The organism is Flavobacterium arundinis, assembly GCF_038289855.1.
Classification (GTDB): Bacteria; Bacteroidota; Bacteroidia; order Flavobacteriales; family Flavobacteriaceae; genus Flavobacterium; species Flavobacterium arundinis.
In genome coordinates, this window is sequence record NZ_JBBYHR010000003.1 from 296,950 (window position 1) to 322,718 (window position 25,769).

At 42.2% G+C, this 25,769-nt stretch carries 26 protein-coding genes and 2 pseudogenes; 11 read left to right on the forward strand and 17 right to left on the reverse strand.

Annotation, left to right across the window (positions count from 1 at the left end; translation table 11 throughout):
- Positions 1 to 14 precede the first annotated feature (14 nt).
- A complete protein-coding gene (locus tag AAEO56_RS06985) occupies positions 15 to 1,172 on the forward strand; it encodes a site-specific integrase (RefSeq protein ID WP_341696314.1) in 1,158 nt (385 codons plus the stop codon).
- A 97-nt stretch (positions 1,173 to 1,269) separates the two neighbouring features.
- Here AAEO56_RS06985 and AAEO56_RS06990 read toward each other — a convergent pair.
- A pseudogene (locus AAEO56_RS06990) lies at positions 1,270 to 1,659 on the reverse strand (helix-turn-helix domain-containing protein).
- A gap of 168 nt (positions 1,660 to 1,827) precedes the next feature.
- Here AAEO56_RS06990 and AAEO56_RS06995 point away from each other — a divergent pair.
- The 4 genes from AAEO56_RS06995 (at position 1,828) to AAEO56_RS07010 (ending at position 5,285) form a co-directional block, all read left to right on the forward strand.
- The gene (locus AAEO56_RS06995) at positions 1,828 to 3,525 is read left to right on the forward strand and encodes a hypothetical protein (protein ID WP_341696315.1); all 1,698 of its coding nucleotides are present in this window, start codon (positions 1,828 to 1,830) and stop codon (positions 3,523 to 3,525) included.
- Between the two features lie 16 nt (positions 3,526 to 3,541).
- Positions 3,542 to 3,922, forward strand: coding sequence for a hypothetical protein (locus AAEO56_RS07000; RefSeq protein ID WP_341696316.1), 381 nt, complete (start codon positions 3,542 to 3,544; stop codon positions 3,920 to 3,922).
- 32 nt (positions 3,923 to 3,954) lie between these two features.
- Positions 3,955 to 4,293, forward strand: coding sequence for a hypothetical protein (locus AAEO56_RS07005; RefSeq protein WP_341696317.1), 339 nt, complete (start codon positions 3,955 to 3,957; stop codon positions 4,291 to 4,293).
- Positions 4,294 to 4,424: 131 nt separating this feature from the next.
- The gene (locus AAEO56_RS07010) at positions 4,425 to 5,285 is read left to right on the forward strand and encodes a hypothetical protein (RefSeq protein ID WP_341696318.1); all 861 of its coding nucleotides are present in this window, start codon (positions 4,425 to 4,427) and stop codon (positions 5,283 to 5,285) included.
- An 819-nt stretch (positions 5,286 to 6,104) separates the two neighbouring features.
- Here AAEO56_RS07010 and AAEO56_RS07015 read toward each other — a convergent pair.
- Positions 6,105 to 7,147: pseudogene (locus AAEO56_RS07015) on the reverse strand (DUF932 domain-containing protein).
- Positions 7,148 to 7,621: 474 nt separating this feature from the next.
- On the opposite strand from AAEO56_RS07015, the gene mobA reads away from it, so the two are divergent.
- The 6 genes from mobA to AAEO56_RS07045 all read left to right on the forward strand — a co-directional run bounded on the left by mobA (position 7,622) and on the right by AAEO56_RS07045 (position 13,307).
- Complete coding sequence (mobA, locus tag AAEO56_RS07020) at positions 7,622 to 8,053, forward strand: conjugal transfer protein MobA (protein ID WP_341696319.1); 432 nt, start codon at positions 7,622 to 7,624, stop codon at positions 8,051 to 8,053.
- Between the two features lie 3 nt (positions 8,054 to 8,056).
- Positions 8,057 to 9,337 (forward strand): conjugal transfer protein MobB, encoded by a 1,281-nt coding sequence (mobB, locus tag AAEO56_RS07025; RefSeq protein WP_341696320.1) that lies wholly within the window; start codon positions 8,057 to 8,059, stop codon positions 9,335 to 9,337.
- Positions 9,338 to 9,566: 229 nt separating this feature from the next.
- Positions 9,567 to 9,836, forward strand: a complete 270-nt coding sequence (locus AAEO56_RS07030) for a DNA-binding protein (protein ID WP_341696321.1) — start codon at positions 9,567 to 9,569, stop codon at positions 9,834 to 9,836.
- Positions 9,837 to 9,843: 7 nt separating this feature from the next.
- On the forward strand, positions 9,844 to 10,131 hold the full coding sequence (locus AAEO56_RS07035) for a hypothetical protein (protein ID WP_341696322.1): 288 nt from the start codon (positions 9,844 to 9,846) through the stop codon (positions 10,129 to 10,131).
- Positions 10,132 to 10,480: 349 nt separating this feature from the next.
- Positions 10,481 to 12,205 (forward strand): hypothetical protein, encoded by a 1,725-nt coding sequence (locus tag AAEO56_RS07040; protein ID WP_341696323.1) that lies wholly within the window; start codon positions 10,481 to 10,483, stop codon positions 12,203 to 12,205.
- Between the two features lie 31 nt (positions 12,206 to 12,236).
- A complete protein-coding gene (locus tag AAEO56_RS07045; RefSeq protein WP_341696324.1) occupies positions 12,237 to 13,307 on the forward strand; it encodes a papain-like cysteine protease family protein in 1,071 nt (356 codons plus the stop codon).
- A gap of 93 nt (positions 13,308 to 13,400) precedes the next feature.
- On the opposite strand, the gene AAEO56_RS07050 is transcribed toward AAEO56_RS07045, so the two are convergent.
- From AAEO56_RS07050 to AAEO56_RS07120, 15 genes are all read right to left on the reverse strand, one after another.
- On the reverse strand, positions 13,401 to 13,760 hold the full coding sequence (locus AAEO56_RS07050; RefSeq protein ID WP_341696325.1) for a helix-turn-helix domain-containing protein: 360 nt from the start codon (positions 13,758 to 13,760) through the stop codon (positions 13,401 to 13,403).
- A complete protein-coding gene (locus tag AAEO56_RS07055) occupies positions 13,738 to 14,064 on the reverse strand; it encodes a type II toxin-antitoxin system HigB family toxin (protein ID WP_341696530.1) in 327 nt (108 codons plus the stop codon). The genes AAEO56_RS07050 and AAEO56_RS07055 overlap by 23 nt, the downstream gene beginning before the upstream one ends.
- Positions 14,065 to 14,226: 162 nt before the next feature.
- Positions 14,227 to 15,579 (reverse strand): site-specific integrase, encoded by a 1,353-nt coding sequence (locus AAEO56_RS07060; RefSeq protein ID WP_341696326.1) that lies wholly within the window; start codon positions 15,577 to 15,579, stop codon positions 14,227 to 14,229.
- A 742-nt stretch (positions 15,580 to 16,321) separates the two neighbouring features.
- Entirely contained in the window at positions 16,322 to 16,486 is a 165-nt protein-coding gene (locus tag AAEO56_RS07065) for a hypothetical protein (protein ID WP_341696327.1), read from the reverse strand.
- A gap of 10 nt (positions 16,487 to 16,496) precedes the next feature.
- Positions 16,497 to 17,534, reverse strand: coding sequence for a cytochrome-c peroxidase (locus AAEO56_RS07070; protein ID WP_341696328.1), 1,038 nt, complete (start codon positions 17,532 to 17,534; stop codon positions 16,497 to 16,499).
- Positions 17,534 to 18,325 carry an MbnP family protein gene (locus tag AAEO56_RS07075; RefSeq protein ID WP_341696329.1) on the reverse strand — a complete coding sequence of 264 codons (792 nt, stop codon included), beginning with the start codon at positions 18,323 to 18,325 and terminating at the stop codon, positions 17,534 to 17,536. The genes AAEO56_RS07070 and AAEO56_RS07075 overlap by 1 nt, the downstream gene beginning before the upstream one ends.
- A gap of 22 nt (positions 18,326 to 18,347) precedes the next feature.
- Positions 18,348 to 19,391: a cytochrome-c peroxidase gene (locus tag AAEO56_RS07080; protein WP_341696330.1), complete on the reverse strand. Its 1,044-nt coding sequence runs from the start codon at positions 19,389 to 19,391 to the stop codon at positions 18,348 to 18,350.
- Positions 19,392 to 19,406: 15 nt separating this feature from the next.
- Positions 19,407 to 20,195 carry an MbnP family protein gene (locus tag AAEO56_RS07085; RefSeq protein WP_341696331.1) on the reverse strand — a complete coding sequence of 263 codons (789 nt, stop codon included), beginning with the start codon at positions 20,193 to 20,195 and terminating at the stop codon, positions 19,407 to 19,409.
- Between the two features lie 96 nt (positions 20,196 to 20,291).
- Positions 20,292 to 20,654, reverse strand: coding sequence for a hypothetical protein (locus tag AAEO56_RS07090; RefSeq protein ID WP_341696332.1), 363 nt, complete (start codon positions 20,652 to 20,654; stop codon positions 20,292 to 20,294).
- A gap of 254 nt (positions 20,655 to 20,908) precedes the next feature.
- A complete protein-coding gene (locus tag AAEO56_RS07095) occupies positions 20,909 to 21,073 on the reverse strand; it encodes a hypothetical protein (protein WP_341696333.1) in 165 nt (54 codons plus the stop codon).
- A gap of 5 nt (positions 21,074 to 21,078) precedes the next feature.
- Positions 21,079 to 22,428 carry a c-type cytochrome gene (locus AAEO56_RS07100; RefSeq protein WP_341696334.1) on the reverse strand — a complete coding sequence of 450 codons (1,350 nt, stop codon included), beginning with the start codon at positions 22,426 to 22,428 and terminating at the stop codon, positions 21,079 to 21,081.
- A complete protein-coding gene (locus tag AAEO56_RS07105) occupies positions 22,421 to 23,881 on the reverse strand; it encodes a c-type cytochrome (RefSeq protein ID WP_341696335.1) in 1,461 nt (486 codons plus the stop codon). The genes AAEO56_RS07100 and AAEO56_RS07105 overlap by 8 nt, the downstream gene beginning before the upstream one ends.
- 282 nt (positions 23,882 to 24,163) lie before the next feature.
- Positions 24,164 to 24,481 (reverse strand): YHS domain-containing protein, encoded by a 318-nt coding sequence (locus AAEO56_RS07110; RefSeq protein WP_341696336.1) that lies wholly within the window; start codon positions 24,479 to 24,481, stop codon positions 24,164 to 24,166.
- Positions 24,482 to 24,499: 18 nt separating this feature from the next.
- Complete coding sequence (locus tag AAEO56_RS07115; RefSeq protein WP_341696337.1) at positions 24,500 to 24,889, reverse strand: lipocalin/fatty acid-binding family protein; 390 nt, start codon at positions 24,887 to 24,889, stop codon at positions 24,500 to 24,502.
- Between the two features lie 11 nt (positions 24,890 to 24,900).
- A complete protein-coding gene (locus AAEO56_RS07120; RefSeq protein WP_341696338.1) occupies positions 24,901 to 25,767 on the reverse strand; it encodes a helix-turn-helix domain-containing protein in 867 nt (288 codons plus the stop codon).
- Positions 25,768 to 25,769 lie beyond the last annotated feature (2 nt).

The window sequence follows — 25,769 nt, forward strand, 5'->3', positions numbered from 1 at the left end:
ATACTTCAGTAACTATGAGCATACAAATAAGCTATCGTTTTATACTTAAAAAAGAAAAAAATAAAGATGGACTATTTCCTATTTACCTCAGAGCCTTTTTAAAAGGCAAGAAAATAGAAACAGTAACGCCTGTGACAATTCCATTGCGAGACTGGTCACTGAGAAATCAGAGGGTTAAAATTCAAAATAATCATCACGAAAGATACAATATGATCTTAGATGCGATGGATAAAAAATCAATTAAGTTACTGGTAAACAATTTTTTAAACGAAGAGCATCCTTTATCATTATTACAGTTTAAAGAAAGGTTACTTTCTTTGAACCAAAATTTATCAGGAAGAAGTTTTACAGAATATATTTTGAATTATTTAGAGGAAAATAAAACGCAATTTAAGACGGAAACATGGGTTGGCTACAAATCTCAAATTTCTAAAATTCTAAAATTTAAAAAAGAAATATACTTTTCAGATATTAATGAAAAATTTATAAATGATTACAGGCAATATATGCTCCATACTTTAGGGAACAATGAGAATACTGCCAGCAAAAGTCTTCGTGTACTACGCACTTTTGTGAATATTTCCATTCGTTTTAAGTATATAAAAACGAACCCATTCCAGTACACATCGATAAAAAAAGTTGACGGAAAGAGAGATTTTTTATCGGCAGAAGAATTAAATAAGCTTGCAGACTATTACTCTAATAATAGTTTTATAAAACAAGTCGATAAAGAGATTCTTCGGTATTTTTTATTTGCCTGTTATACCGGCCTTAGATATTCGGATTTGAAAACATTCTCGATGGATGCAATAATAGATGGATCAATACATCTTCGAATGCATAAAACCGGTTACTTGGTCAATATTCCTCTTAGCATGAAAGCAAAAGAATTAATGCCAAAAAATCCCTTTAATGATAAAAGTCTTTTTAAAATTTATTGTAATAAAGTTACTAACAAGGTTCTTAAAGAAACTGGAAAAACCTTAGGTATAAATAAAAAGCTTACGTGTCATGTGGCACGACACACCTTTGCTACAGTGTCAATTTCACTAGGAATACCAATAGAAGTTGTTAGTAAATTACTTGGTCATACAAATATCCGGACAACGCAAGTTTATGCTAAAATTGTGGATACGGTTAAAATAAAAGAAATGCAGAAATGGGATAATTGAAAAGGCATATAGAATCCAAATAGTATGCAAAAATAAAGCCTAAAAATCAATGACAATTTTTAGGCTTCTTACGCATATAGTCAAATCTATCGAAGTTCTAATTTTTCATAAGCTTTTCTAAGTAAGCTACTTTATCCTTTTCAGCCTGAACTAAACGCTCATATAGTTCCACAACCTTATCTAACGGATTAAAGTTACAAGTATCTTGGCGCCCAAAATTATTATTTGCAACAGCCTCATTAAAGGTATTAAAGTAATTAATTACACCCTCTTCAGAGAAATTCTTGATAGCTTCAACACTAACACCAAGTGCTTTAGCTACTTCAATTAATTTTTCCTCTTCAATCGTTTCACTGTTCTCCATAATGGATATTGCCTGTTGGTTAGTTCCTAAAGCCTACGCCAAAGCCTCCTGCTTCATATCGCGAAGTTCACGGATACGGCTGATTTTACGTCCTATATGGTTTGGTTTTGCTGTAGTACTCATAATTCAAAGGTAATATTTAGGTGTGTGATTCTCCAAGATGTAAAATACATGATGTAGAATGTACCATACACAACAAATTGATTCGGTACACCTCAAAGTCTCTTTTACTTGCTGCTCATTACAAAAATACAAATTTAAAGGAATGTTCAACAGGTAAAAATCAAAATTATGGATGCAATTGTAATCCCACCGGAAAAAGAATTTGAAGCTCTCATTAATGACCTTCGGGTTTTGATGGATGTTACTGCCGTAACACTGCACGAATCCAATACAGCAGGCAAGACAGGCGATATACTAACAATTATCATGGAAGGGAACTTCACAGAGATCGCTTCAGAAATGTACGACCGGGCTGAAAAATTGTTTGAAAAACATTCGGTACGAATGCCCTATAAAATTGTAGACAGTGCAAACGTAATCCACAAACTAAAAGACGGTAACCTTTATTACCTGAAGTGGTATCTGACAGGAAGGCCATTGTTTAAAAACGATGCAGCCTATACCAAAATGATAGAAAAATTACCTGCTGCACAAGGCGTCTTTCTTAAGGCAACAAAACATGTATTGCAGATGTTTGGAAAAGCCGATGCTATGGGCCGGGGCGCGCAGCACTATATGGGTACTAACAGCCACCAACTTGCATTGCTTACTATTCACCAAAACATCATACTGCTGTTTGGTATTGTTGGCGAACTGACTTCCGGCAAAGCCTACAGCGGCAAAAGCATCAACGACCAACAGGGAATTACTGAAGAGTTTGCACCCGCATTTAGCAAGCTGTTTGACCGTTCCAACCTGGCTGAAGCGGAACTGGTGGAACTATTGCATACTGTTACGAGGTCATTCCCCTATACCGGTAACCTGAAAATTAAAAAGGAGACTGTTGTTACCACTTACAAAAAAATGCAATGGATGCTCAAGGAAACCCGAAAAGTGTATAACGAACAGCTATCTTCATGTGAGGTAACGTTAACTACTTTCCAGGAGCCGGTACGGGAAAAATCGCTTAAGCTGTCAGAGACCAATGATGAGAATACCGCACTGGATAAGATCAGCAGGATAATTACCAAGACTATTAAAACGGAGACTATCTATTGCTTTGGCAAAAACGAAGCTGTGCTGCAAAAGGATACTTTAGCTGATGATGAAAAAAAGGGCAGCATTAATTTTTACCTGCTGGTTTTTGAAGATGGGCTTACGCCTAATACTGCCCACGATCTTGCAGGAAAAATCCGAAGCAAGTCAAAAGGTAAGTACACTGTCACGTTGCTTATCCATAATGTGACTGAACTTGGAACGGAACAAGCTGACCAGAAATATTTCTTCGATAAAGTTATTAGTAGCGGACAGCAGCTCTATTTAAATCCTGAACAACATACGATCTTAAATAGTGTAACGCCTCAACAACGCAACTTAGCACCTGCTATAGAGTACCTACACTACAGGAATACCATAGCGAACATTCTTTTGGAACATGTTGCTGATGGTTACGATTCATCTTATACACACCTGACAGGTATTTTGCTGCATCATGTTGTTGAACAGGCCTGCCTTGCGATGATTCGGCTGTTTTTAGGCTACAGCCCGAATTATTTTACCATAGGCTACCTCCTGGAGATATGTGTGCATTTCAGCCCTGAAATAGCCAATTTTTTTCCAGCCCGAACCGATCAGGACAAGCGCATATTGAAACAGCTTAGCCGCCAGCCATGGACTTTACGCTACAGCGGCAAAGATATCGTCAGTACCGATGAAATGGAACTGCTCGAAGGACGCTGCAATGAGTTTGTAGCCCATGTCCATACATTGGTAAATAAGGGATTAGAAGATATGCAGGGAAAGGATAAATCTGAGAATCAGAACTAACTTAATCTTAAGAAGTATGGACAGGAATAACCCTTCAAAATCAGGATGTATGCAAGGCATTTCAGATAACGCAAAAGTGGCTTTAGATAAAATATGCACCATCATAGCAAATACTATAGAGACAGATGCCGTCTATTGCCTTGGATATCGCAATACCTCAACAATAATGAATACTGGTATTTTTATTAGAGGGAATCAAAGTGAACATATTCATTTTTACCTTGTTGTATTTGTAAAGGTAAAGCGGAAGAATTCTTTAGCCAAACTCAACCAAGAAATCAGGAAAAGGGCAGGCAGCCATACAACAGCTACGTTTTTAGTACATACAACAGCAGCACTGCAAGAGATTAAGGGAAAACAATGCACAATTTTTTTTACAGGCTCTTCAAACAAGTAAATGTCGTTTCTAAAAATAAAGATGTTGAATCCATGTTACGAACTATTGTCAATCCAAAGCCAAGTGAAGATGATAGCAGGACATACCTGTATACCCACAACGGGGCTGCTTTGGATTACCTTCAGGCACTTGAGGCTATTACAGAAAAAGGCGATGTGATGCCATGTGCAGTCGTAATGCACCTTGCAGCAGAGCATATCTGCCTTATGCTGATACATTCTTTGTTAGGTTACCATCCGGAAAAATTCTCAACGAAATATCTTTTTGAATTGTGCGATTACGCAACTCCGCTAGCAAAAGAAATTTTCCCACGTAATACCCCTTTGAGAGGGAACTCTTTGAAGCATTATGTGTGCGCCCTAGTTGCTTGAGATATAGTTATCCGGAGGAAATTAATTATTCCAACATAAATATATTAGTAAGCCGTTGCAGGGAATTCCAAAACAGGGCTTTTAAAATTGCACACGAACAAATTGAACTTTTAAATACAAAATGAAATATCATGGAATACACTATAACAATCCCGGAAAACCACCCTGAGCAGCAGGAATTAAAAAAAGTCATCAAAGCATTATTGGACTTCCTGCCGCTGCATTCTATATATCTTTCTTTAAATGACAATAGCTTTAGCCCTAACTTTATAATCACATTACGACTATCAAAAGAACTGGAGATCGATGCAGTGGATGTTAAGCCATTTGTAAGCAGGCTATTCAGGAACTACCCCAAATTCAGCTATACACTTTTTGAACATTGGTGGACAGTAGACCTATGGGATGCGGGAAGCCTTTTTTTAATGAACCATGCAACCGGCGATAAACTTGCCTATTCTTTAGATCTTTCTCACAAAGCATTCCGCCTGAAAAATAATAAAGAAACCAGAAGAAGGATTCGAAATGCGAAAAAGGAATATGCCATACTTGACGGGTATGCCTATAATTGCTCCATCTATTCCAAGTGGCTGAGGCAGGCCGGAAACTACCTACTGGCAGCATTCCATGTTCACCAAGCAATGAAATTTAGTTTTCAAAAAGCGGAACTAATACTTATGGGTGAGTATTTAGCCTCACAAGGCCTGGAAGAACACCAATTATACCTGGCTGAATTCTATCCTGAGTTTGGCGTTTTTTTCGACAATCAAAACAAAGATGAGTATGCTATTTTAAAACAGCTTGATAATTCATATCGTATTGTACTACACAACAAGAAAAATAAACAAGATTTCACCGAGGAAATGATCGCTATAGCTACCACTAAGTCGGTACAAATCTCAACTAAAGCACATGCGATATTTGAAGGATCTGTAACGGAATGTAAAAGGAAGATGAAAAATATAGAACCTAAAAACCATCCTTTATCATAAGGATAAAATCAAAAAATAATAAAGTAAGTTTGGAGACTCACAGGAAAAATCGACTCTGGAGATTTTTTAGCCCCCTGCGCAAGGGCAAGTTGTTTTGAGCAGCGGAAAGCATTTCAAGCAGCTCAAAACACAACTTGCTACCATCACGCGATGGTAATTTTAGAAATGGATGTATAACTGAAAAGGGCTTCGTGCCCTTTTTCTTTTATGTAAAAGCATAAAACCTTAAAAGCATAAAAGCAGGTATACAACTGCTTAGTAAATTTTAAAGCTTTTTTATAAAAAGTAGTACCTGTAAAGAAACTAACCTTTTAGGCAATTGTTAAACTTGCAACATTCTTTGACAGTAAAAACAAAACCCTGAAAAGTATGTATAAATAAAAGTAAGCAGGTCAATTACTTGAGGGCAGCCCCGTAGGCTGCCCGTGCGAAAAAAATCCTTTCAATCCACATTTTAAACTAGGGCAGCTTGCAGGGAAATAATCCAGTATAAATATATTTTTTATAGGTATTAAATCAACAATATGTATACAACTGGACGTGATTAACAACATCGTTATGTACAAACGTAGTCCTGTATTTCCATACAGACGTATTGTTAGCACTATATATTTGCGTAGCTACATACCTACGCAAATACGTACATACAGTTCTACAATCTTACTACTGTATAAATGTAATTATGCAACAGCGTATAAAGGTATAAGTGTAAATACATACGCCTGCGCCTCTATTATGATAGTTGTTAGTAACCTATTATATATGTACGCATGTGCCTATAAATATAACAGCCCCGTAAAACGGAGCTGCTATTAACTATTAGTTCAGTATTAGGGCTGCTGCCCCGTTTTTGGCAAAGTCCCCGCACAAGTCAAAGGCTTTCTGTCCTCGTGCCTGCGCTGTACCACCCAAAAAGATGGATTTCAGTTTGTCTTCTCCCGTTTTGAAGTTGCGCACATTTTGGTAGTAGCCCGTAACGGCATTGTACGCCCCGAACACCGTGCCTTTAGTGGTTTCCAAACTTTGCGTATCATCCGCCATAGCGTACTCGAATGCCGCTTCACAGGCATTTTTATACATGGTTGAAAGTTCATCGTTAGCCCCTTTTTTTAAAAGGTTGTACGTTTCTTTATTCGGGCAAAGGGCTAACTGTATCAACTCTTTTACCTGTTTATCTTCGATGCGGGTATTTGCCCACTCGTTAAAAATGCCCTCCAGTTGCAGCGAAAGAGTATCGGCAACGCCCATCACTTTGTGCGCCTGCTCCAGGCGTTCTTTAGCCCCTGCGGTTGGCGAATGCGTACCACGTTAGTAGCGGTTTTCATTGCAGCGTTTAGTGTGTTTTGGCAAACAACTCTCACGGGCATAAAAGCTGCGGTAATGCTGCCGCTGCCATCGTGGGAGGTGGTCAGGAAAATGTATTTATTGGTTACATCATCCCCGTTGCCCACACGGATATACCCGGGCAGCTTAGCGGTAATGAAAATGCGTTCCCCGTTGCCGAGTGCACCTGCGGTTTCATATAGTATTCCATCGCTACCGCCTACAATGGCATCGAAAAAGGCGAACGCATCATTGTTTTGTACAATTTGATAGTCTTTACCGACCACGCCAAAAACGGCTTTGGTATCAGTGCGCATTGTAGCGTATTGGTCAGGAATAGGAAAACTCTCTAAAAGTCCTGCACCACGTGCGAAAATCGGAACTTTTACCACTTCGTAGTCCAAGCCTGCAAAGGCAATTGCCTCGCGGCTTGTAGGATAGTCTTCTACAATTTGCCCAAGTCCGTGCCATGCGGGCTGCTTTACGCTCATAAATGCGTGCTGCCCTGTCTCTGTGTTGAAACTTAAATTATGTGCCATAATTATTGAATTTAAAATGATACAATCTGTTTGTATCTCCTGCCAGTCCTCTAATCTGATACCGTCCTGCCTCGCTTGCGCTCCGCATAACTTTTTCCCAAAAGAAAACCGGAAAAAGAAAGCAGATAAACAATGTGGGTAAAGCGGTAAAACAAAAGGAAACGGAATAAGTCCCGAAGGGTGGGTTTGTGAGTGTGCGAACAAAGCCATTATGCCGTAGTCTTTTGCTTTTACCACTGGCTTTACCCGCAATACATTAGCTGCCTTTTAGCGGTTTATCTTGGGAAAAGTTTCTATCAATGTATTTGGATAATACACTAAAAGGCTGACAGTTAACAGCGCCAACGGGCGTTGACTGGTTGCATTATAAAAATTGGACAATTAAGGCCAATAATTGCCATAAGAAGAATGAAACAGATTTACATGCAAACGAATACTAAATTTACCGTTTCTTATTAATGAGGAAAACTGTAAATGGAAAATGATAGCCCGGATAAAAAGCATAAAGGCGGCAGGCATCCCAAAAATGACCGAGCCGTTTATCGTTATTCCATCAGTTTGACAGCTACTGAAAATGCTAAATTTCTTTCGTTGTTTGAACAATCGGGAATGAATGTCATGGCGCATTTTATTACCGCCTGTATTTTCCAAAAAACCATCACTACGGTAAAAATTGACAAAACGGCTGTAGATTATTATGTTAGGCTGACCGGCCTATTCGGTCAGTTCCGTGCCATCGGCGTGAACTACAACCAGCTTGTGAAAATGCTGTACAGTAACTTCACGGAAAAGAAAGCGGGTGCATATTTGTACCGGCTGGAAAAGCAGACCATGGAACTTTCAGCATTAGCCAAGAAGATCACACAACTTACGGAAGAGTTTGAGGTGAACCATCTTAAAAAGTAGGCTATGGTAGCAAAGATTGGCAGGGGCAAAAGCCTGTTCGGTGCATTATCCTATAATATGGATAAAGTAAAAAACAATACCGCCACGGTATTGGCAGGCCAGAAAATCATCGAATCGCCGGACGGTTCGTTTACACCACAACAGATTGCTAACTCTTTCCAGGTGCACCTTGCGGCTAATAGGAAAACGGAAAAGCCAGTTGTACATATCTCGTTAAATCCAGACCTCGATGATAAAGTATCCGACAACGACTACAAAAGATTGGCTAATGACTATATGGAAAAAATGGGCTATGGTCAACAACCCTTTGTAGTTTTTAAACATAATGATATTGAGCGTAGCCACATCCATATTGTAACGGTATGCGTAGACGAAGAGGGAAGGAAAATTTCCGATGCTTTTGAAAAAAGACGTTCTATGGCAGCCTGCCGGGAACTAGAACGGCACTACAACTTACAAAGTGCTGTTGAAAAAAAGCAAAACCAAACCAATCCAATTTTTAAACAGGTCAATTGTAAAACAGGCGATACCAAAAGCCAGATGGCTGCCGTCATCCGCTACCTGCCAAAATACTACCAGTATACAACCCTGGGAACATACAATGCTTTGTTATCGCTGTTCAATATAACTGCTGAGGAAGTCAAGGGCCAATACAATGGAACAGCCCGGCAGGGAATTGTATATTTTGCCCTGAACGAAAAAGGAGAAAAGACAAGCAATCCGTTCAAAGCTTCTTTGTTCGGAAAAAGTGCAGGTTATGAGCAAATGCAATTACATTTTAATAAATCAACGATGCAATTACAAAATAGCCCGAATAGAATAAAACTCAAAACAACTATTGAAAAAGCGATACTGGCTACTAACAATGAAAATGAGTTTAAAGAAAATTTAAAGAGTTTAGGGATCAATACCGTTGTTCGGCGGACAGCCGACAACCGCATTTACGGCATTACATTTATTGACCACCAATCCCGCTCGGTTTGGAACGGCTCGCAGCTTGCAAAAGATCTCAGTGCCGGTGTGTTTAATGAATGGTGGAACAATGGCAGTAAACCAAAAATTGATTTACAAACTCCAATCTCAGAAATATTGGCTACCAATACCAATCAATCTATTACTCAGAACAAAACTTCTGAAAATCAAACCAATCCATCACTTTCAAATGCTGCCAGTGCTATGTCGGATATTTTCGGTGGATTACTGCCGCAAACGGCGGGTGAAGATTACGAAGAGGATGAATTTGCACGGCAAATGAAAAAAAGGTCAAGGGGCAGGAAAAGATAGTAGGACTATCTTACGAAACAATCTGCCATTTTGCAGAGGAGCGACGCAGGAGTGTAGCTGCAAATTGCCAAGACCACTTCAAAAACTTAAAGGCTTTCCCGACGTAGGAAGGGAGTGCCTTTTGGTTTCCATGCCCTTCACTGACATCGGCTGCCATTGAATGGCAGTATTATAAAGCAGACAATAAGTAAACTTATTTTAGGGGGATAAATTTATAATACCGGTAAAAATGAGCGAGTATATTACTAAAGATGACTTGAGGCAGTTTGGCCTTGTCATGATGAACGACTTCCGTAAGATTATAGAGGATTCCAAAAAAGACCAAAATAATAAGCTGACATTGGAATGGCTTAAAAGCCGTGTGGTGCGCAAGCTGTTGGATATCTCGGCAGGTTCATTGCAGAACCTGCGTGTCACAGGCAAGATCCGCTTTAAAAAAGTGCTTGGCTCGTATTATTACAACAGGGTTGACATCATGAATTTGTTTAATGAAAAATAACGGTAGTATGGAACTGCACAACCTTTTAAAATACCTGAAGCTATTTGAACGGGATGCTTCACTGAATGTTTGGCATTTTGCTTTGCTGAGTGCTATCCTATATCTCGGCTACCGCCAGGGACAACCGAAAATAATTAAGGTCAGCCGAAGCAAAATCATGGCGCTTTCACACATAAAAACGTTGCCGACCTATCACAAATACTTTAAAGAACTTCAGGTGATGGGATATATTCGGTATACGCCTTGTTATCATCCGGGATATAGAAGTGAGGTTGAGTTGCTGTTCAATAGATAGAAACTTAAAGAAAAAGCATGTTGCCTCGGTGAGGCAGCAATTTTAAACCGCTGTAAAAAACTTTAGTAATTGTGTCATCACTGATGACACAATTACTAAAAAATATAACTTTCACCGCTCGAATTACACCAACATTGACTTTTTACTTAAATTTGATATTAAAAATTCAAGTTAATTAGTTTATCCACTTATACCATATCCACTTAAAAACTATAGTTTGCAGGTTTCAGGGAGAGCTGTAGTTCACAGAGATGTATAAATTACTACCTGTTTAGAGAAAACAGGTAAAACTACCTATGCAACATCAATCAAAAAAAACTACGTTTACTTTAATATAAAAATTCAAAGTGTGGTTCAAATAAAACTCCGTCTATCCTTTCAAAATATTTTTCCTGAGGAAGCACCTGAAGATGTTCTTTCATACCTTGGACAAGTTTCAATCGAATCCCTGTTAAAGGTCATAGGTTTTTGTAATACATTGCCTTTGCCAAATTACCATAACTTCTTTAGTAATCCCGATGTAGCGGCGGAAATCAGAAGAAGGGTTTCGCGCTACCGGTATGAGAACAGGATTGCCGACGAACCTGTTGTAATGTCTCCAGAAGGCGCCTTGAGAATAGCGGAGATAATTCTATCTAATAGGGAACTTTTGATAGAAAATAACGCTAACGCTTCACCGGATGCCGATGAAATTAATCTGTTTAAAGCCTTCCTGCTTATTAACGATGGCCTTAATGGAAGGCAGGTCATTGATGAGGCATCAGAAGGTAATTTTGAAAAACTCGTTGATTATTGTATCACTTTTTCTTTTCCCCTTGCTGATCTTGCGGTTTACGAAAACAATGACCGTGAGTTTGCAAAACTCATTTATGCTACCATTAAAAAGGTAGAGTACCTATTTGCCTTCCTTAGTTCATCTGCCGAATATGAAGGGCTGCGACAGGGCTTAATGGAATCGTACGGGGTCGGATCCCAAGAGGATTTCTTTCGTGAGATGAAATACCTATTTGCGAAATTATTTACCATAAAAGTTCAAAATGACTATCTTTTCCAAGTTGAGGACGAAAATACCCTACGTTTTTTAAATTCACTGGTAAACGAGAACCTACAAGAAGATGAAGATTACACAAATATAAAAAACAGCCCCCTATATCGGCTTGAGGATGACCTTTTCTCGGTAATCAATTATTTCTTCGTAGTAGACAAATTTTACAGGAGCTCCAAATTCAAGATTAAGGAGCTATATGAATCCGATGCGGCCTTAGTTGCCAAATATGGAAACTTCTTCAGTTTCTTCAATAAACATTTCTCCGAAAATTTTCTCATGAAACAACTATTGGATGATATATTCGGTAAAAAATATTTTTTCAGAAAAGAGGAAAGGGAAGCAGAGCTTCCCCGCGAACCTGATTATTATGTACGTTATCAAAACGATGTCTATATCTTTGAAAATAAAGATGTCATGATTGCAAAAGCAGTCAAGGCCTCTGCAGATATTACACAGATCAACACCGTATTTAAGGCAAAATTCCAAAAGGAAGGCAACAGGCCAGTGGGAATAGGGCAACTAGTTACAACGATACTGGAGATGTCTGAAGGAGAATTTCGTTTTGATGATTATGTCAATTCCAAAAAGCACCTCACAATCTACCCTATTTTACTAATCCATGATCGCATATTTCAGAGCCTTGGTATCAATTACAGACTAAATACTTGGTTTAAAGAAGAAATATCGGAGCGCTTTGGTGACAAGCCAGTTCCTTTTAACGTAAAGAGCCTTACTATATTAGATATTAATACACTTGTTGTATGGCGTCCCCATCTAAAAGCCAAAGACCGCAATTTTAAGGATGTACTCAACCTACATCTTGAAAAGATGAACAGGATAAAAAAAGTAAATACCCCCGACCAAAGGCTGGGATTGTACAGGGTTCAGAAAAATCTTGGCGAACAGTTGGCACCTCTTGGCGACAGGCCTGTGCCTTTCGGCTTCGATGTCAAGGGATTCATCAATAATTTTATTGATATTTTGCCCGAAAGGGACGATGCAGAGTTGGGGGAAATCACCGATTAATCCGCGATATAAACCAAAAAATATATACATTATGCCGAACAGAGCCTTACCCTTTTCGATGCAGCGCCAGACACAGAGCAACTGGTGCTGGGCAGCTAATGCCGCAAGCATATCCTTGTTTTACAATCCCCATTCCGGTGCGACGCAGTGCGAAGTTGCCTGCCAATGCCTTGACCGTGGGGATTGCTGTAATCCTAATGTACCTTCTGCCTGCAATGTTCCCTATTACCTTACCGATGCACTCGAAGCCACAGGTAACTTTAAGCAATATATAGGAAATCCTATACTGATGCCAGCCATTGAAACAGAAATTAACGGAGGCTGGCTGATAGGAGTGCGCATCGGATGGCGCGACGGTGGCGGCCACTTCGTAACGATTTATGGATACAATTACCCTAATGCCAATAATTTTGTCTATGTTGCTGATCCGATATACGGCAATTCGTATATTAGCCTTGCTAATTTCACTTCCAATTATCAAAACGCAGGCGACTGGACCGATACTTATCTAACCACAGGACAAGCGAACAACATGTTACAATTTGAAAAATTAAACGAGAGCCTGATTGAGCGTGCCAGAGAGATGGCCCCGCCCGATATACTTTGGGAATCGGCGGACTTGAGCCCTAAGGGTAGGGATACTTCTCGGCAGATGGCGCATAAACTGTATAATATCAACTTAGATTCGTTAAAAGGGGGTAATGGAGTGGTCTTTGAAGTTTCCGGTACGCGAGTATTTGACCGGGATAAGCAAAAAGACAATTTCATATTTGAGTTTGCAAATACTTTCAAAGGCACCGATGTCAGCAGAATACTTTTTGGAGATAAGTATGCCAGGCATTATTATAAGGTGTTCAGTGAGCTGAATGAGAGTTATCGAAGTATATCTGAAAACTATACTATAAGCGTGGTTAGACTGCCTGCCCTGAAGGTAGATGCTGTTTGGCTTCATACCGATTCTTCGGTTGATGATATTTTTATTCCTTTGTTTACAAATGATTTCCTTCAAGCAGATATGCGTTATACCTGGCAGGAGTTTATAGGTCTTCTGAAAGAAAATGCAAAGAATGCCAGATTATATGATGATAAGATGGGTGGGTAGTTTCTAACTTTTGCCATTTTACTGCAATCTTTTACTGGTTAGATACTTCGCCTATTAGTTACGAATTACAAGTAATCATATTCAAACCCTTGTTTAGTAAAGCTGAATCAATATATCCGCAGATATATTTAATCTCTCCTTTAAGGCACGTATCATCGAAAGGCTAAGTTTTCTTTTACCGGATAAGATTTCAGATTTACGTGAACGAGCACCTAAAATTTCTGAAAGTTCAGCATCGGTCAAATTCATTTGCTCCATCCTGTACTTTATCGCTTCTACCGGTGTAGGCTCAGGAATGGGATAATGTTCGACCTCATATTTCTTAACCAGCATCGAAAGGATTTCCAGTTCGTCGGATTCTTCGGTGTCTGGCTGCAAGTCGAGTTGCATTAGTTCGTAGATACGAGCAAGGATATCTTCGTGTTGCGAATCATTTTTTATCAGTCTTAACATAGCTAATCTCTTTTGCGTTAAACTTATCGTACTCTTTATATGTCCCTAACCAGACTATAAATACTATCTTCAAGCGGTATTCAATATCTACAATTAGGCGGTAACTATTACCATGTATATTAAAAACGACCCGTTTGTTAGTTAATATCGACGCATTCCCAAACTGAACTTTTAAGTCGTTCGGGCTATTCCACTGAGCAGCGGTCACATCTTTATAACAGTATTGCAGCGGCCGCTCCGAATCCGGAAATTGCTCCCAGTATTCCCTTATTGTTTTTACAGCGATTATCCTCTTTGCAAATATATTAAATTGTTACCAATTTGGTTACATTGTTATTTTTTTTTATTTTAGAGATTTCAAATGGAAATTGTCCCATCAGTGATGGGACAATTTTATTGTTGATTTAATGGTATTTATAATTGTCGCCACACTGTGGCGACAATTATAAAACAGAGACTAAAAACATTATTTACAAATACGCAGAACGCTTATAATTTCCGGCTTATCCTCATTTACTATTTTCAATTGTTTCCGCAGAGAAACAATCTCTTCCTGCATCCTTAAAATATCTGATGGCAGTGGGGCATCCGGCAATTCAGCTTTTTGATGCAATCTCTGCTGCAATTGTTTCATTTCCCTTCCAACGGATTGCTGTTCAGTTATAGCATACTCTTCAGTTTGCTTTACCGATTGATGCCCCAGCAACTCTTTTACTACATGGATAGGCACATCATTATTAAGCGTCACAGTGCTTCCAAAAGTTCGCCTGGCCTTATGGGTGTTTAGCGTGCTTTGGATTCCGCAGAGGTCAGCTATTTCTTTCAGATAGGCATTCATTTTCTGGTTCGATGTTACGGGAAGTACAGAATTTCTTTGTAAGCAAAGAGGGTGGTCTTTGTAGTGTTCCATAACAGCCTTGGCTTTGGGCAATAACAGAATATTGATACTGCCTCCGGTTTTCTGTCTTTCACTGATAATCCACATTTCACCATCGATGCCAATCTTTATGTCCGTTTTCTTAAGGTTAAAGGCATCGATGTAGGCTAACCCTGTATAGCACTGGAAAACAAAAATATCCCGTACCGTGGCAAGGCGCGGGGTGGAAAAGGTATGGTGTTCCAGCAATGCCAATTCCTGGCTGCTTAGTGGCTTTTTATGAATCTTGATTTTCTTTGCCTTAAAACGCTTAAAAGGGTCGGCAGCGATAATATCCTTGTCAATGGCAAGCAATACAATTTTCTTAAAATTTGTAATGTATTTAACCGCGGTATTATGGCTAATGTTCTTAACCGTCTTTAAGTAAAATTCATAGTCTTTTACGAACTCAAAATTGAGTTCATGGAAATCCATATCATCCACGTTGTACTTAAAGAGTACGAATTCTTTCACGTGCTTTTTAGCGATTTCGAAGCGTACATGCGTACCAATGGCATATTCACCTCTTTTAACTAATGCCAATAATTCATCGTTATGACGCTGGAACTCTTCGACGATTTTTGCTTTTGAGACTGTCTTCCCCAATACATGATCTATCAGCTTTTGGCTTGTAATAGTTTGACCATGTAATAATAAATCACCCTTGTACTGTTGGATTTTAGTCTGGAGTGTGTCAAGGAAAAAATTTACACTACGTGCATCTTCCTTGTTTCCGGTAGCACGTTCAGTTCTCTGACTCCAACGGGTAACATCCCATTGCTGCCTGGTGGACGTTTCCTTTGGCACCCCATCAACGGTAATTCTAAGATAGATTACTCTTACATTTGTTTCTTTTCGCGGGGTCTTCATAAAGAAGGTTAACCCAAAGCTTGCTGTTAGCATAATTCAATTGTTTTAAATTAATAAAATTAGAATTATAGCGTCTTTAAATCAAGTCGTTAAGCAGGATTACATGTTGATATTCAATATTTTAACCTCTTTTTTGTGGCGCATTTTTAAAAAAATGTTTTGTGCCACGAATTGCCACCTAAACTTTGGGCATTTTTGCAAATTTTGATGGGTGCAGGGGTAAAATAAAAAAACCTGCGACTTCGTAAAGTGCAGATTTTCTGTGATTTAACTTACTTTATAGTGATATAAAGCTTACTTTTGGTGGGCTGTCAGGGATCACAGTCGAACACCTTGTCCCTATTCTTACATCATTTAACGAGCTTTAAAAACGTACAAATCATTTATTATCAAGTATATAAATGTTATTTTTACTTATAATAATATGTGCTAATAATAAATAGTTTTTAAATTGCAAACTATATGAGTTCTCTATTACGAGTTAGAAAATTGGCTGAAATAAGTTGTATTTTATGTGTGAGGGGCTATCGAACCCCTATGATTTCGCAAGACCTGTGCTCAAAAATTATTGAAAGCCGTAAACTTGAAGCCAAATTTAAGTTTAATTTGGCATTATATTTATAATGACGCGCTTGTACGGTAAAAATTAATGGTTTCAGCTACAGGTAATTTTTTAAATGTGCAAAGCTTTACGACTACGTTTTTAACATATAACAGCGGCAATTTATGTTACTTTTGGATTAGCGTTATCATTGTCTTACTATGGTAAACCCGACTATCTATATGAAATACTCCCAACACTTGCCGAGCAGCCGCAAGCATCACAATCATATTGATAGCGTGCATAATAACCCGGAAAGGGCTGGCCCGATAAAGGCTTTTCGCCACCTGCGGCAAAACCAAACTGAGAAATAAGGGCAAAAATTACGAACTTGTACATAGGTTATGATTTAGTGCGGTACGTTTATAAAATCCTCATCGGTAAGGGTTCTCAGGAAAGCGGCGAGAGCCTCGCGCTCTTGGGTTGAAATGCCAAATCCCTGCCCGCCATTACGGTGAAGTAACGGGTCAAGCGTGGGTGACTCATTTACACCTGTGGCGTAAAACGTGATTACCTCTTCTAAGGTATCAAAGCGCCCATCGTGCATGTATGGCCCTGTAAGTGCAATATTCCTGAGCGTTGGAGTCTTGTATTTGCCTAAATCGGAAGGGTTATATGTTACCCTGTACCTACCCTGGAACATGCCCTCGTGCGACGTATCGCTAAAATCGGAGTCGAGCCCGTTATTGTGGTAGCTATTATCGGTTAGCAGCACCCCGGAATGGCAGGAAAAGCATAGGTTTTCCGCAATAGCTAGGCCTTGTGATTCCAATGGACTAAGCTGCTCTTGGCCTAAAAGATAGCGGTCATATTTTGAATTTCCCGAAATTAGGGTACGCTGGTATTGTGCCAAAGCTTTGACTATACCCGCCTGGGTAACTTCATCTGCAAATGCAGCTGCAAACATGGACGGATATAGAGGGTCGGCGTTAAGTTCATCTATAAGCTCATTTAAATCCTGGTGCATCTCATCAACATGAGCCATTGGTGCAAACGCCTGCGATTCCAGGTTTGTCGACCCACCATCCCAAAACAGCCCATTGTCAGCCCACGCCAAGTTGATTAGCGCCGGGGCATTGCGTAGGAGCGGATGTCCTGACACGCCTGAGGTTGAAAGTGCAGCCCCATCGCTAAAGGCCAGTTCTGGTTTGTGGCAGGTGGCACAAGAAACGGTATTGGTGCCGGAGAGCCGGGTATCGAAAAATAGTTTTCTGCCCAGTGCTATACCCTCTTTGGTAAGGGGGTTCTCCTGCGAATCCCGTAAAGCCGGGAAATGCGGTGGTAAGTCTACAATTGGTTGATAGGCCACAGCATCATCTGTAGAACAGGAACAAAAGACAATGCCTGCCAAAAGGCAGGCTATTGACCTTAACAATGATGTGTGCATTATTCTACACTCTTTAGCGTAAATACCTTAGTCTTATAATTGTCAGCTACCTGTGTCATCTCCGCTGGTGTCGAAGCCGAAACTGTAGGGGTAGTATGCAGGTCGAGTCCTTCAACTATCTTGGCTATCTCAACGTTCAGATTTACTTTGGCAGCATCAGTTCCCACGTGAACCCCTGACGGCAATGCTACCTCAACTGTCCTGTAGTTGGAATTCAGTCCTGTTTCCACCTGGATAGGGGCTTGTGTATCGTCCTTCCCAATAAGAGAGCTGAAGATATAGCTCGTGTGCCACATCCATGAAACATTGGTCATCCCGTTCATTTGTGAAAGTTCCCCTGACTGTAGGCTCATATTATCGTTGTATGTAGGGTCAACGCCTACGGCAAAACGGATCTTGGAATAATGCCCGGCAGGTATATTTTTCAATTCAACAACTTCCCTCTTTTTGGCAGGGTAGGTAAATGTACCATCCTGTACGCTTACCTCACCCGTCTCTTCCAAAAGGTAGTATGATTCTGGCACGGAGTAAACGGTACCATCTTCAGCAACAAGTTCAACATTGGAAACCCAGTAGCGCAGGCGCTCGAAAGTGTAGCTGTGACCGTTTACAGAAAAAGGCGTATCAAGCGCAAAATCCTGGCTGCCCACCACGGCATCAAAATTGATCTTCAGATCGCCGCCATTAGCATTAGACCCGGAAGCCGCGGCAGTATCATCATCAGAGCATGATACCATCAGCGTCATAGCAGTTACAGTAAGGACAGATTTGAATAAGTTTGAAATTTTCATGTGTATAAAAGATTTGATTTAATTAAGTTCTGTAATAAAATAATGGGTTCGAAAGATATTCCTCATCCGTGAGGGTTTTTAGAAATGCGATGATCGCTTGCTTTTCCACAGGTGTAAGTGGAATGCCCAATGTCCCTCCCTGCTGCAGTACCGGATCCAGCGTTGCGGAATGCATGATGCCTGAACTGTAAAAGTTCAGAACTGATTCCAGCGAGCCAAACCTGCCGTCGTGCATATAGGGAGCGGTTTTTTCAATATTCCTGAGGCTGGGCACCTTAAATTTATAGCGGTCAGAGGCAAAGCCGGTCACGCCTTCCCTGCCCAGGTCATTAAGGTTCACATTGGGCGGAAGGCCATTGTTGCGGAAAGCGCTGTCTGTAAAAAGGTCGGTCTTGTGGCAGATGGCACAGTTCTGCTGGAAAAGGCCCATGCCCTGCACTTCCTGCGCGGTAAGCTGGCCGCCTTCGCTGCGGACATACCTATCATACCTTGAATTGGCAGACACCATCATGGTCATGAACTGCCCAAGCGCCTTAAGCGTGTTGCCCGATGATACCTGCCCGTCATCAAAGGCAAGGCCGAAGAGCTTGACGTATTCGGGGTCCTGACGGAGTTTTGCGACAATACCCTCAAGGGTTTCATCCATCTCTACCGGGTTGTGTATAGGGTTTATCGAGAGCAGTTCGATGCTTTCGGCAGCGCCGTCCCAAAAATAATTCCCCTGGAAGGCCATGTTCTGGACAGGTGGGGCGTTTCGTATCCCTTCAAGGTCGTTGATGCCATGGCTAAGCTGGTGACCATGATGCGTAAAGGCATACCCCTGCTCGTGGCAGAAGGAGCAGGAAATCGTTCCGTCGGCCGACAGCCTGCCGTCGTAAAACAGCTTTCTTCCCAGCTCAAAACCTTTCGTAGTAGGCGGATTAAGACCTATATCCTGAGCTGGGGCCGGAAAGTTAGCAGGCACGGCAAAAGGCATGCTTCCATTTATTTCCTGATAAGCAGCATCGTCCGATCCGCAAGAGCACAAAAGCCCGCAGACCGAAAAAGCAATTATAAGCTTCTTCATTATCGATAATGTTTTTTAGTGGGGGCTGCCTGCGCCGTTGTGCACATGGTCTACCGCAAACATCTGCAGGGTATTCTCAGCGATCTTTATAAGGTTTTCACCGCCCATGATACTGGAAGCTGTCCCTGCCTGGTTCATGTTCTCGCCCAGCTTTATCTTATTGATACCGTCAAGGATTGCATTGGCATCCACCTTGAAATGGATCGAGGCCAGCTCGCCCTGCCTTACCCTTGCGGTTGTAGGAAGGCTAAGTGTGATCTCACGGTAATTATCAGTAGATGTGTTGCTGCCCTGGTGTACCTGAAAAATCTTCTCCTGAGGATATTGAGCGGAAGTAAATGTACCCTCAAAATTGATGAATTTGTACCCGGTTGACCAGGTCCAGGTCATCTCATAGCCTGCAGCCAGGTCCCAAAAGCTTTGCTGCGCGGTTTCCCCCTGGAGGTAACGCTGCTTATCCACGCCAAGGCCGAGCCTGATCTTTGTATAATCCCCTGCCGGGATATTTTCAAGCATAGCAGATTTAAGATTCCCTTCAGCGCTTATTACAAAATAGCTTTCTTCTTTAGGATATACGTATTCGCTGCCGTCCGCCTTGATAAGCACCATATTGCTTACTATATAATTCAGCCTGTTGATCGCAAGGCTCTCACCGTTACCATTGGTATAGGAAGATCCTAGCAGCAGAGCATCGCCCGCTACGCCATTGTCAAAATACAGTTCTACTTCGCCTGAGGTACCTTCGGCTACCGGGCTGCTATCGTCGCTGCTGCAAGCAGTAAGGCATGATGCAAACGCTATCATAGCAGCTAGTTTATTTATATTAAATTTCATGATAATGCATAATTAGATTAGCGGCAGCGCCAGGCGCTACCGGGATATATTAAGTTCTCCGGAAATCTAACTGCAAGCAGGCGGGCGCAAAAGGTAAAAAAGCGTAATCGTGCTGTAGAGGCTTTTACGGTGTGTAAATCGCTTCTTCTCATCAATAGTGACCAGGCAAAGTTGCGTTACCGGGGTGGATTGCTGAAAATAGGCCATGAAATCATGCTCCACTTTGCTTTGCTTCTTCTCGCTCAGTGGCTTTTCATGCTCAGCGGCTTTGGCGAGCTCTTTCATGAGATGGCACTTCCCGTTGCAATGCAACTGAGGCTTACTGCGGTTTTCGCAAAGTTCCTTTGCGATATAGCTGTAGTTGGCCGCATAGTCCACAATCGGGAATACGGGCTTTAACAGGAACAGGAGCGCTATGAGCAGTGCCATATTTTTCACGCTGCAAAAATACGCTATCATTCGCAAAATCTATACGTTTGCCATACAATAGTCCCGAATCCTGTAACAGATGGATTGATTATTGTAAGCAGGAAAATAAAAAAAGCCGCCCCTTCCGGGAACGGCTCTCCGACTAACCCATGAACGTGATAAGTGACTAGGATGCGCAACGAAAAATGCCCTGCGCAGTAGTTGCAGGGCATTGTACCAGCCATTCACTTTGGCAGTGGGCAGGGCTGTACTGACTAATACAGCCCTTTTATGAACTGGTAGTTTTTTTCAAGTGGGTTTTCCCTGTTGTTGGTTTCCTTATCTTTGATGATCTGTAGGGCCAGCATATTGATCTTTATCACATTCACTAACGCTATGCCTACCATAACCACGATCATAATTACGAGTGCTGTTGTCATATTTCTTATTTTATCGTTAGTATATATTCGGTGAGATTTTGCATATCTCCGTCATTTATTTGTGGGAACCCGGGCATCTGAGGGTAATCCGGCCTTTTCTTTCCGGGCGTCCTGATCCATTTTTTAAGCCCCTCGACATCGCCTTTATAAATAGATGCCATCTCCGTTACGGGCGGGCCAACGAGTTTTTCATGTGGCTTGTGGCAGGCAGCGCAGTTCTGCTTAAAAATTTTTTCTCCTTTCTCTGCGCCTGAAAGGCTGGCTCCGGCCTCTTTTTCTGCCTTTTCATTACTGTTAGCCAAAGCCTGCTTTCGTGCTTTGGCAAAATCTTTTGTCTTTGCAGCGACCAGCTCCCTGTGCTTTTCAAGAGCGTTGCTGCGGTATATGTGCCTGCCCGACCCCATGAACACAACGGTGATGCCTAAGAGCAATGCCACCTTGTAAAAGCTGTTTGCCATCTGCTCTTTTTGCCCCGTAAGCGCCTTCCATATCATCCACATCGCAGGAAGCGCGATAGCAGCCCCGGCAACAATGACCAGTATCAGGTTCCAGCCGATGCCTTTTGATGGCAGCGTGAGCAGGACTATCGGTCCGATCATAAATTGAGCTACAGATGCCGTAAGGGCAAGCGAATAGCCTTTGCGCTGAATATCATAACGGGTGAATCCGGGCATCAACTCGTCAAAAGGATAGCTTTTGCGGCTCATGTACCAGAACAGGAACAAGCCCGTAACCGATAGCGAGGCAAAGATAAAGTGCAGGTAACGTGGGAAGACATTAGGAAGCATAAGCGCATCGAGGAAGCCTTTCACGAGTGCCCATTTTTCAGGGAAGAGCATCAGGTTGATATTGGTCAGGAATATGAACGGGATGAACAGGAATATAGCCACCGCGAAGGCCATAATGGCAATGTGCAGTGCCTTGTTGTTCTCCATTAGCTTCCATGTATACTTATGCAGGTACGTTAGTAGGAACGCTGCTGTAACCAGCGGTATGACCGCGATCCACATCAGCCCGGTAAGCGCATTGGCAGAATAGAAATACACGGTGTACAGCACATTGATGCTCAGCAGCGGTGCCACACCGAGTACGACTGCCATGCTTTTGTTTACCGTAATGGTGGCCGCTATCTCTTTTGCCAGGTGATCATAGCGCTTGTCCTTCAGCCCTTTTACCTCTGCCCAAAGGGTAAGCAGGGAGCCGCCGAGCATCAGGTTCACAAAAATGATGTGCGCCAAAAAGGAGATGACGAGTATTATAACCAGTAGCCATTCGGGAAGCGGCAAGGGCAGGGGTATGTCTTTGGGTACAGGTGTCTGTGATGCCTGCAGCAATATCAGTAAGCTATTATTCATTTTCTTGTTTTTTATCTTTTGCTTTTAGCAGGGCACGTGCAGTGGTATTGGGGTTCAGGGTGACTCCTTCTTCCTGCGCACCCTGGAGTGTCTCCCCGGTCTGCTGCAATTCGCGGATGTAGGTGGCAAGGGCAACGGCTTCTTCTTCCGTTCCCGGGAAAGGCGGCATATAGTTCCGTCCATTGTGCATGTTGGGTATATACCCTGCCATGGAATTCACATCAAGCGGTTTGCCTGGCCCGTACATCCGCTCAAACACATCAACAACGCTGTTCACGCCCTGGGTGGTATGGCATCGGCTGCAGGCCATCATAAAGATGTCCCGCCCTGCCTCCGCCCTGTTTTCGTCGGTAATATCTGTAACGGCGGTATAGGTGGCGTGCTTGAGGAGCCCGTCCTGCTGGTAGACCACATAATCCTCCTCCAAGAGCAGGTTGGAATACATATATTTCCCTATCACATACGGCTTACGTATAAATTCGCGTACCCTTTCAAAGAAGCCCAGGAAGGCAAAGGCAGCCAGCACAGGGACCACCACCATATAGCCCCTAATCATCCGTGCCCTGAAAAGTGCAACGATAGCAGCGATGAAGCTGAGGCCGATGCCGAGGATAATAAAGTATTTCAGCTTGTCATAGTACTGGGCAAAATCCATAGTCCCTACAGCGGTGCTCATGTTCTGGGTCATGGCATCGGGTATGGCATTGTAGTAAACAATAGCGCCAATTAGGGTAATAGGAGCCCACAGCAGTATCCATCGGCCGGCGAACTTCAAGGCCTGCTCCCGCATTGCGCTGCCTTTTCTGGCGAAGAATGTGATCAGCATCATCCCGAAGATCCCCCCGAGGAGCATAGCGGTCGGGGTCCTGAACAAGAGCTGCGGCAGGTAAATAGGGTTAGTAAATCCGGCAAACAGCGTCTTGTCGGTATTCCAGTTGCCTGGGTCCATCATAAAGCCAAGGATGGAAACGATCAGGGCCATCGTGACCCATGAAGCTACACTGAGGAACCACCCGAACCGGATGTGCCTTATCTTGGCGCGCAGCGAACTGTTGCTGTTCTTCCAGGTCAGGAAATAGATCATAATCAGTACCACCTCGGTTACAAATACGATCCATTCAGTGAACCATGCCCAGTAAAAGACCCTGATAAGGCTCCCTATGGAAGTCGGGCTGATCAGCGATGCAGAAAACCATATACCTACGCCAGTCATGGCGCCTATGGTAGTGGTGATGATAAAGGCCACCTTCATCATCTTGTATACCATCCTGTCCCACTCCTGGCCGGTGACCTCGCCGGATGGGCTATTCTTAACGCCCTTCTGTTCCATCCAAGTAACAAAGGGTATAAAGCCTACGGCAAGGCCGTGGTTGATGATTACATGGAGTGTGGCGATGCCCGCGATAAGCATGCGGTTGTTGAGCCAGTCCAGGTGAAACATTGGGAAATCCATATCGTAAATAATTAATAACGGTACAAAGTTCCTCTTTTGCCCCTGCAATGGCGCATAAAAAATGGGCAGGACGTTTAACAAAACGTGACTGCCCATAGCACAAAAAAGGATATTCCTTTCACTAATCAATTCCCTTGTCGTTTTCTGGTTAATTTTTGAGGTTGTACGCTTCGATGAGCTTTTGTGAAAATTTCATGAAACGGAATAGCATAACAACTACTATAACCAAAAGCAGGGCAAATAATGCCAACAATGTTTCTTTCATAATGACGGCTTGTTGAATTATTTTTTTGCCAGGTATTTTTCCGGCTCTTTCTTAAACTCCTCTTTGCACACTGAAGCACAAAATCCATACACCTTGCCATGATAATGTAATGTGTCGCTAGGTCCGTATTTGACGATGTCCATGCCACAGTAAAAATCTTTGGGACTCTCCAGCGCAACTCCTTTATATGGCCCTTCAGTTGAAGCATATTTGCCTTCTGCATCAGGCTGGGGTGTACTGCCTGGTGCATTTATCTCATTTTCCTCTGTTTTTGGTTTTTGTGTACATGCCGCTGCCAATAGCATTGCAAGTATGGGTACTATAATTTTTTTCATAACGTACTTTTGTTTTGATTAACGATGTTCTTCCTTGTTACACAGCCCCACGATCTCATGGAATGTATCATGCAGCAGGGAGAGTTTTTTGGTGATTTCCTGGTCATTGCCCCCGGACGCAATGAGTTTGTGAAGTGCCTTGCTGTCCTTTTCAAGCGTGTTGATCGCCTCCTCTATTTTATCGGAACGGAATTCGGCAGGGATTTTGGCTTTTTTAAGGTCTGCGGCTTTTTGGTGAAGTTCGCCGGAACGCTTCTTTACGGGTTCCAGGTTACCTTCCTCGCTTGGGTGGAAGGTTTGGGACATTACCTGATGGAACGCTTTCAGCTCTGGCCAGCTGTCAAATTTTGACTGCGCTTTCACAAGGCCGGCAGTCAATAGCATAATGATCATAATCGCATTTTTCATATCATTCGGATTTAAATATTTTGGCTTTTCCGGAACTCTTCCGGTGTATGCAGCATGTGTTTTTTGAATAAGGTCACGAAATAGGAAACATTCTCAAAACCGAGCTTTGCGGATATCTCGCCTATCGTAAGGCGCGTATAGTGCAGCAGTCGCTGCGCTTCGAGCAGGATATGCCTGCGTATCAGGTCGCCTGCGGTAAGACCTGTTTCCTTTTTGCAGAGCTTATTGAGGTAATTGGTGCTTACATTGAGTTGCTCAGCATAGATGGACGGGCGTTTCCACATTACGTAGTTGGCCTCGACCAGCTTTTCGAATTCCTGTATCTTCTCCTGCGAATGGGTCACGCTGTGCAGCACGAGCATAGGCGAATAGGAGCGTTCCAGCTCAAACAGCAGGATATTCAGGTAAGAGCGCAGCACTTTGGCCGAAGCCTTACCCTGGTTCTTGTATTCCTCCTGCAAGAGGCTGAGCAGGCTTTCCACTTTCTGCTGCTGCGGCCCTGTAAAAGACAAAGACCGCTTAGCCTCCCTTTCGAAAAAGGAAAACTGGCTGAGCACATTGCTGTTGTACCGCAGGGAGAAAAAATCTTCTGCGAAGCAGATCATTTTCCCCGATGTTCTATCATCGGAAATAAGTGTTGTTATGCAGCCGGGCTTGATGATGTAGGCTTTCGAATTTTCCAGGATAAGTCCGGAGGCATCCACAGTAAGCTCTCCTGATCCTGCGATGACAAATACCAGGCTATAGAAGCTATTCTTATGAGGGATCTCCAGCATTGGATAAAGTGCCGATACCGCCTTGAGCTCGCCAATCCAGAAATGATCCGGGCCTTCATCAAACATCTCCATGCCGCATACGGGGATATTGCCTGTATACATAC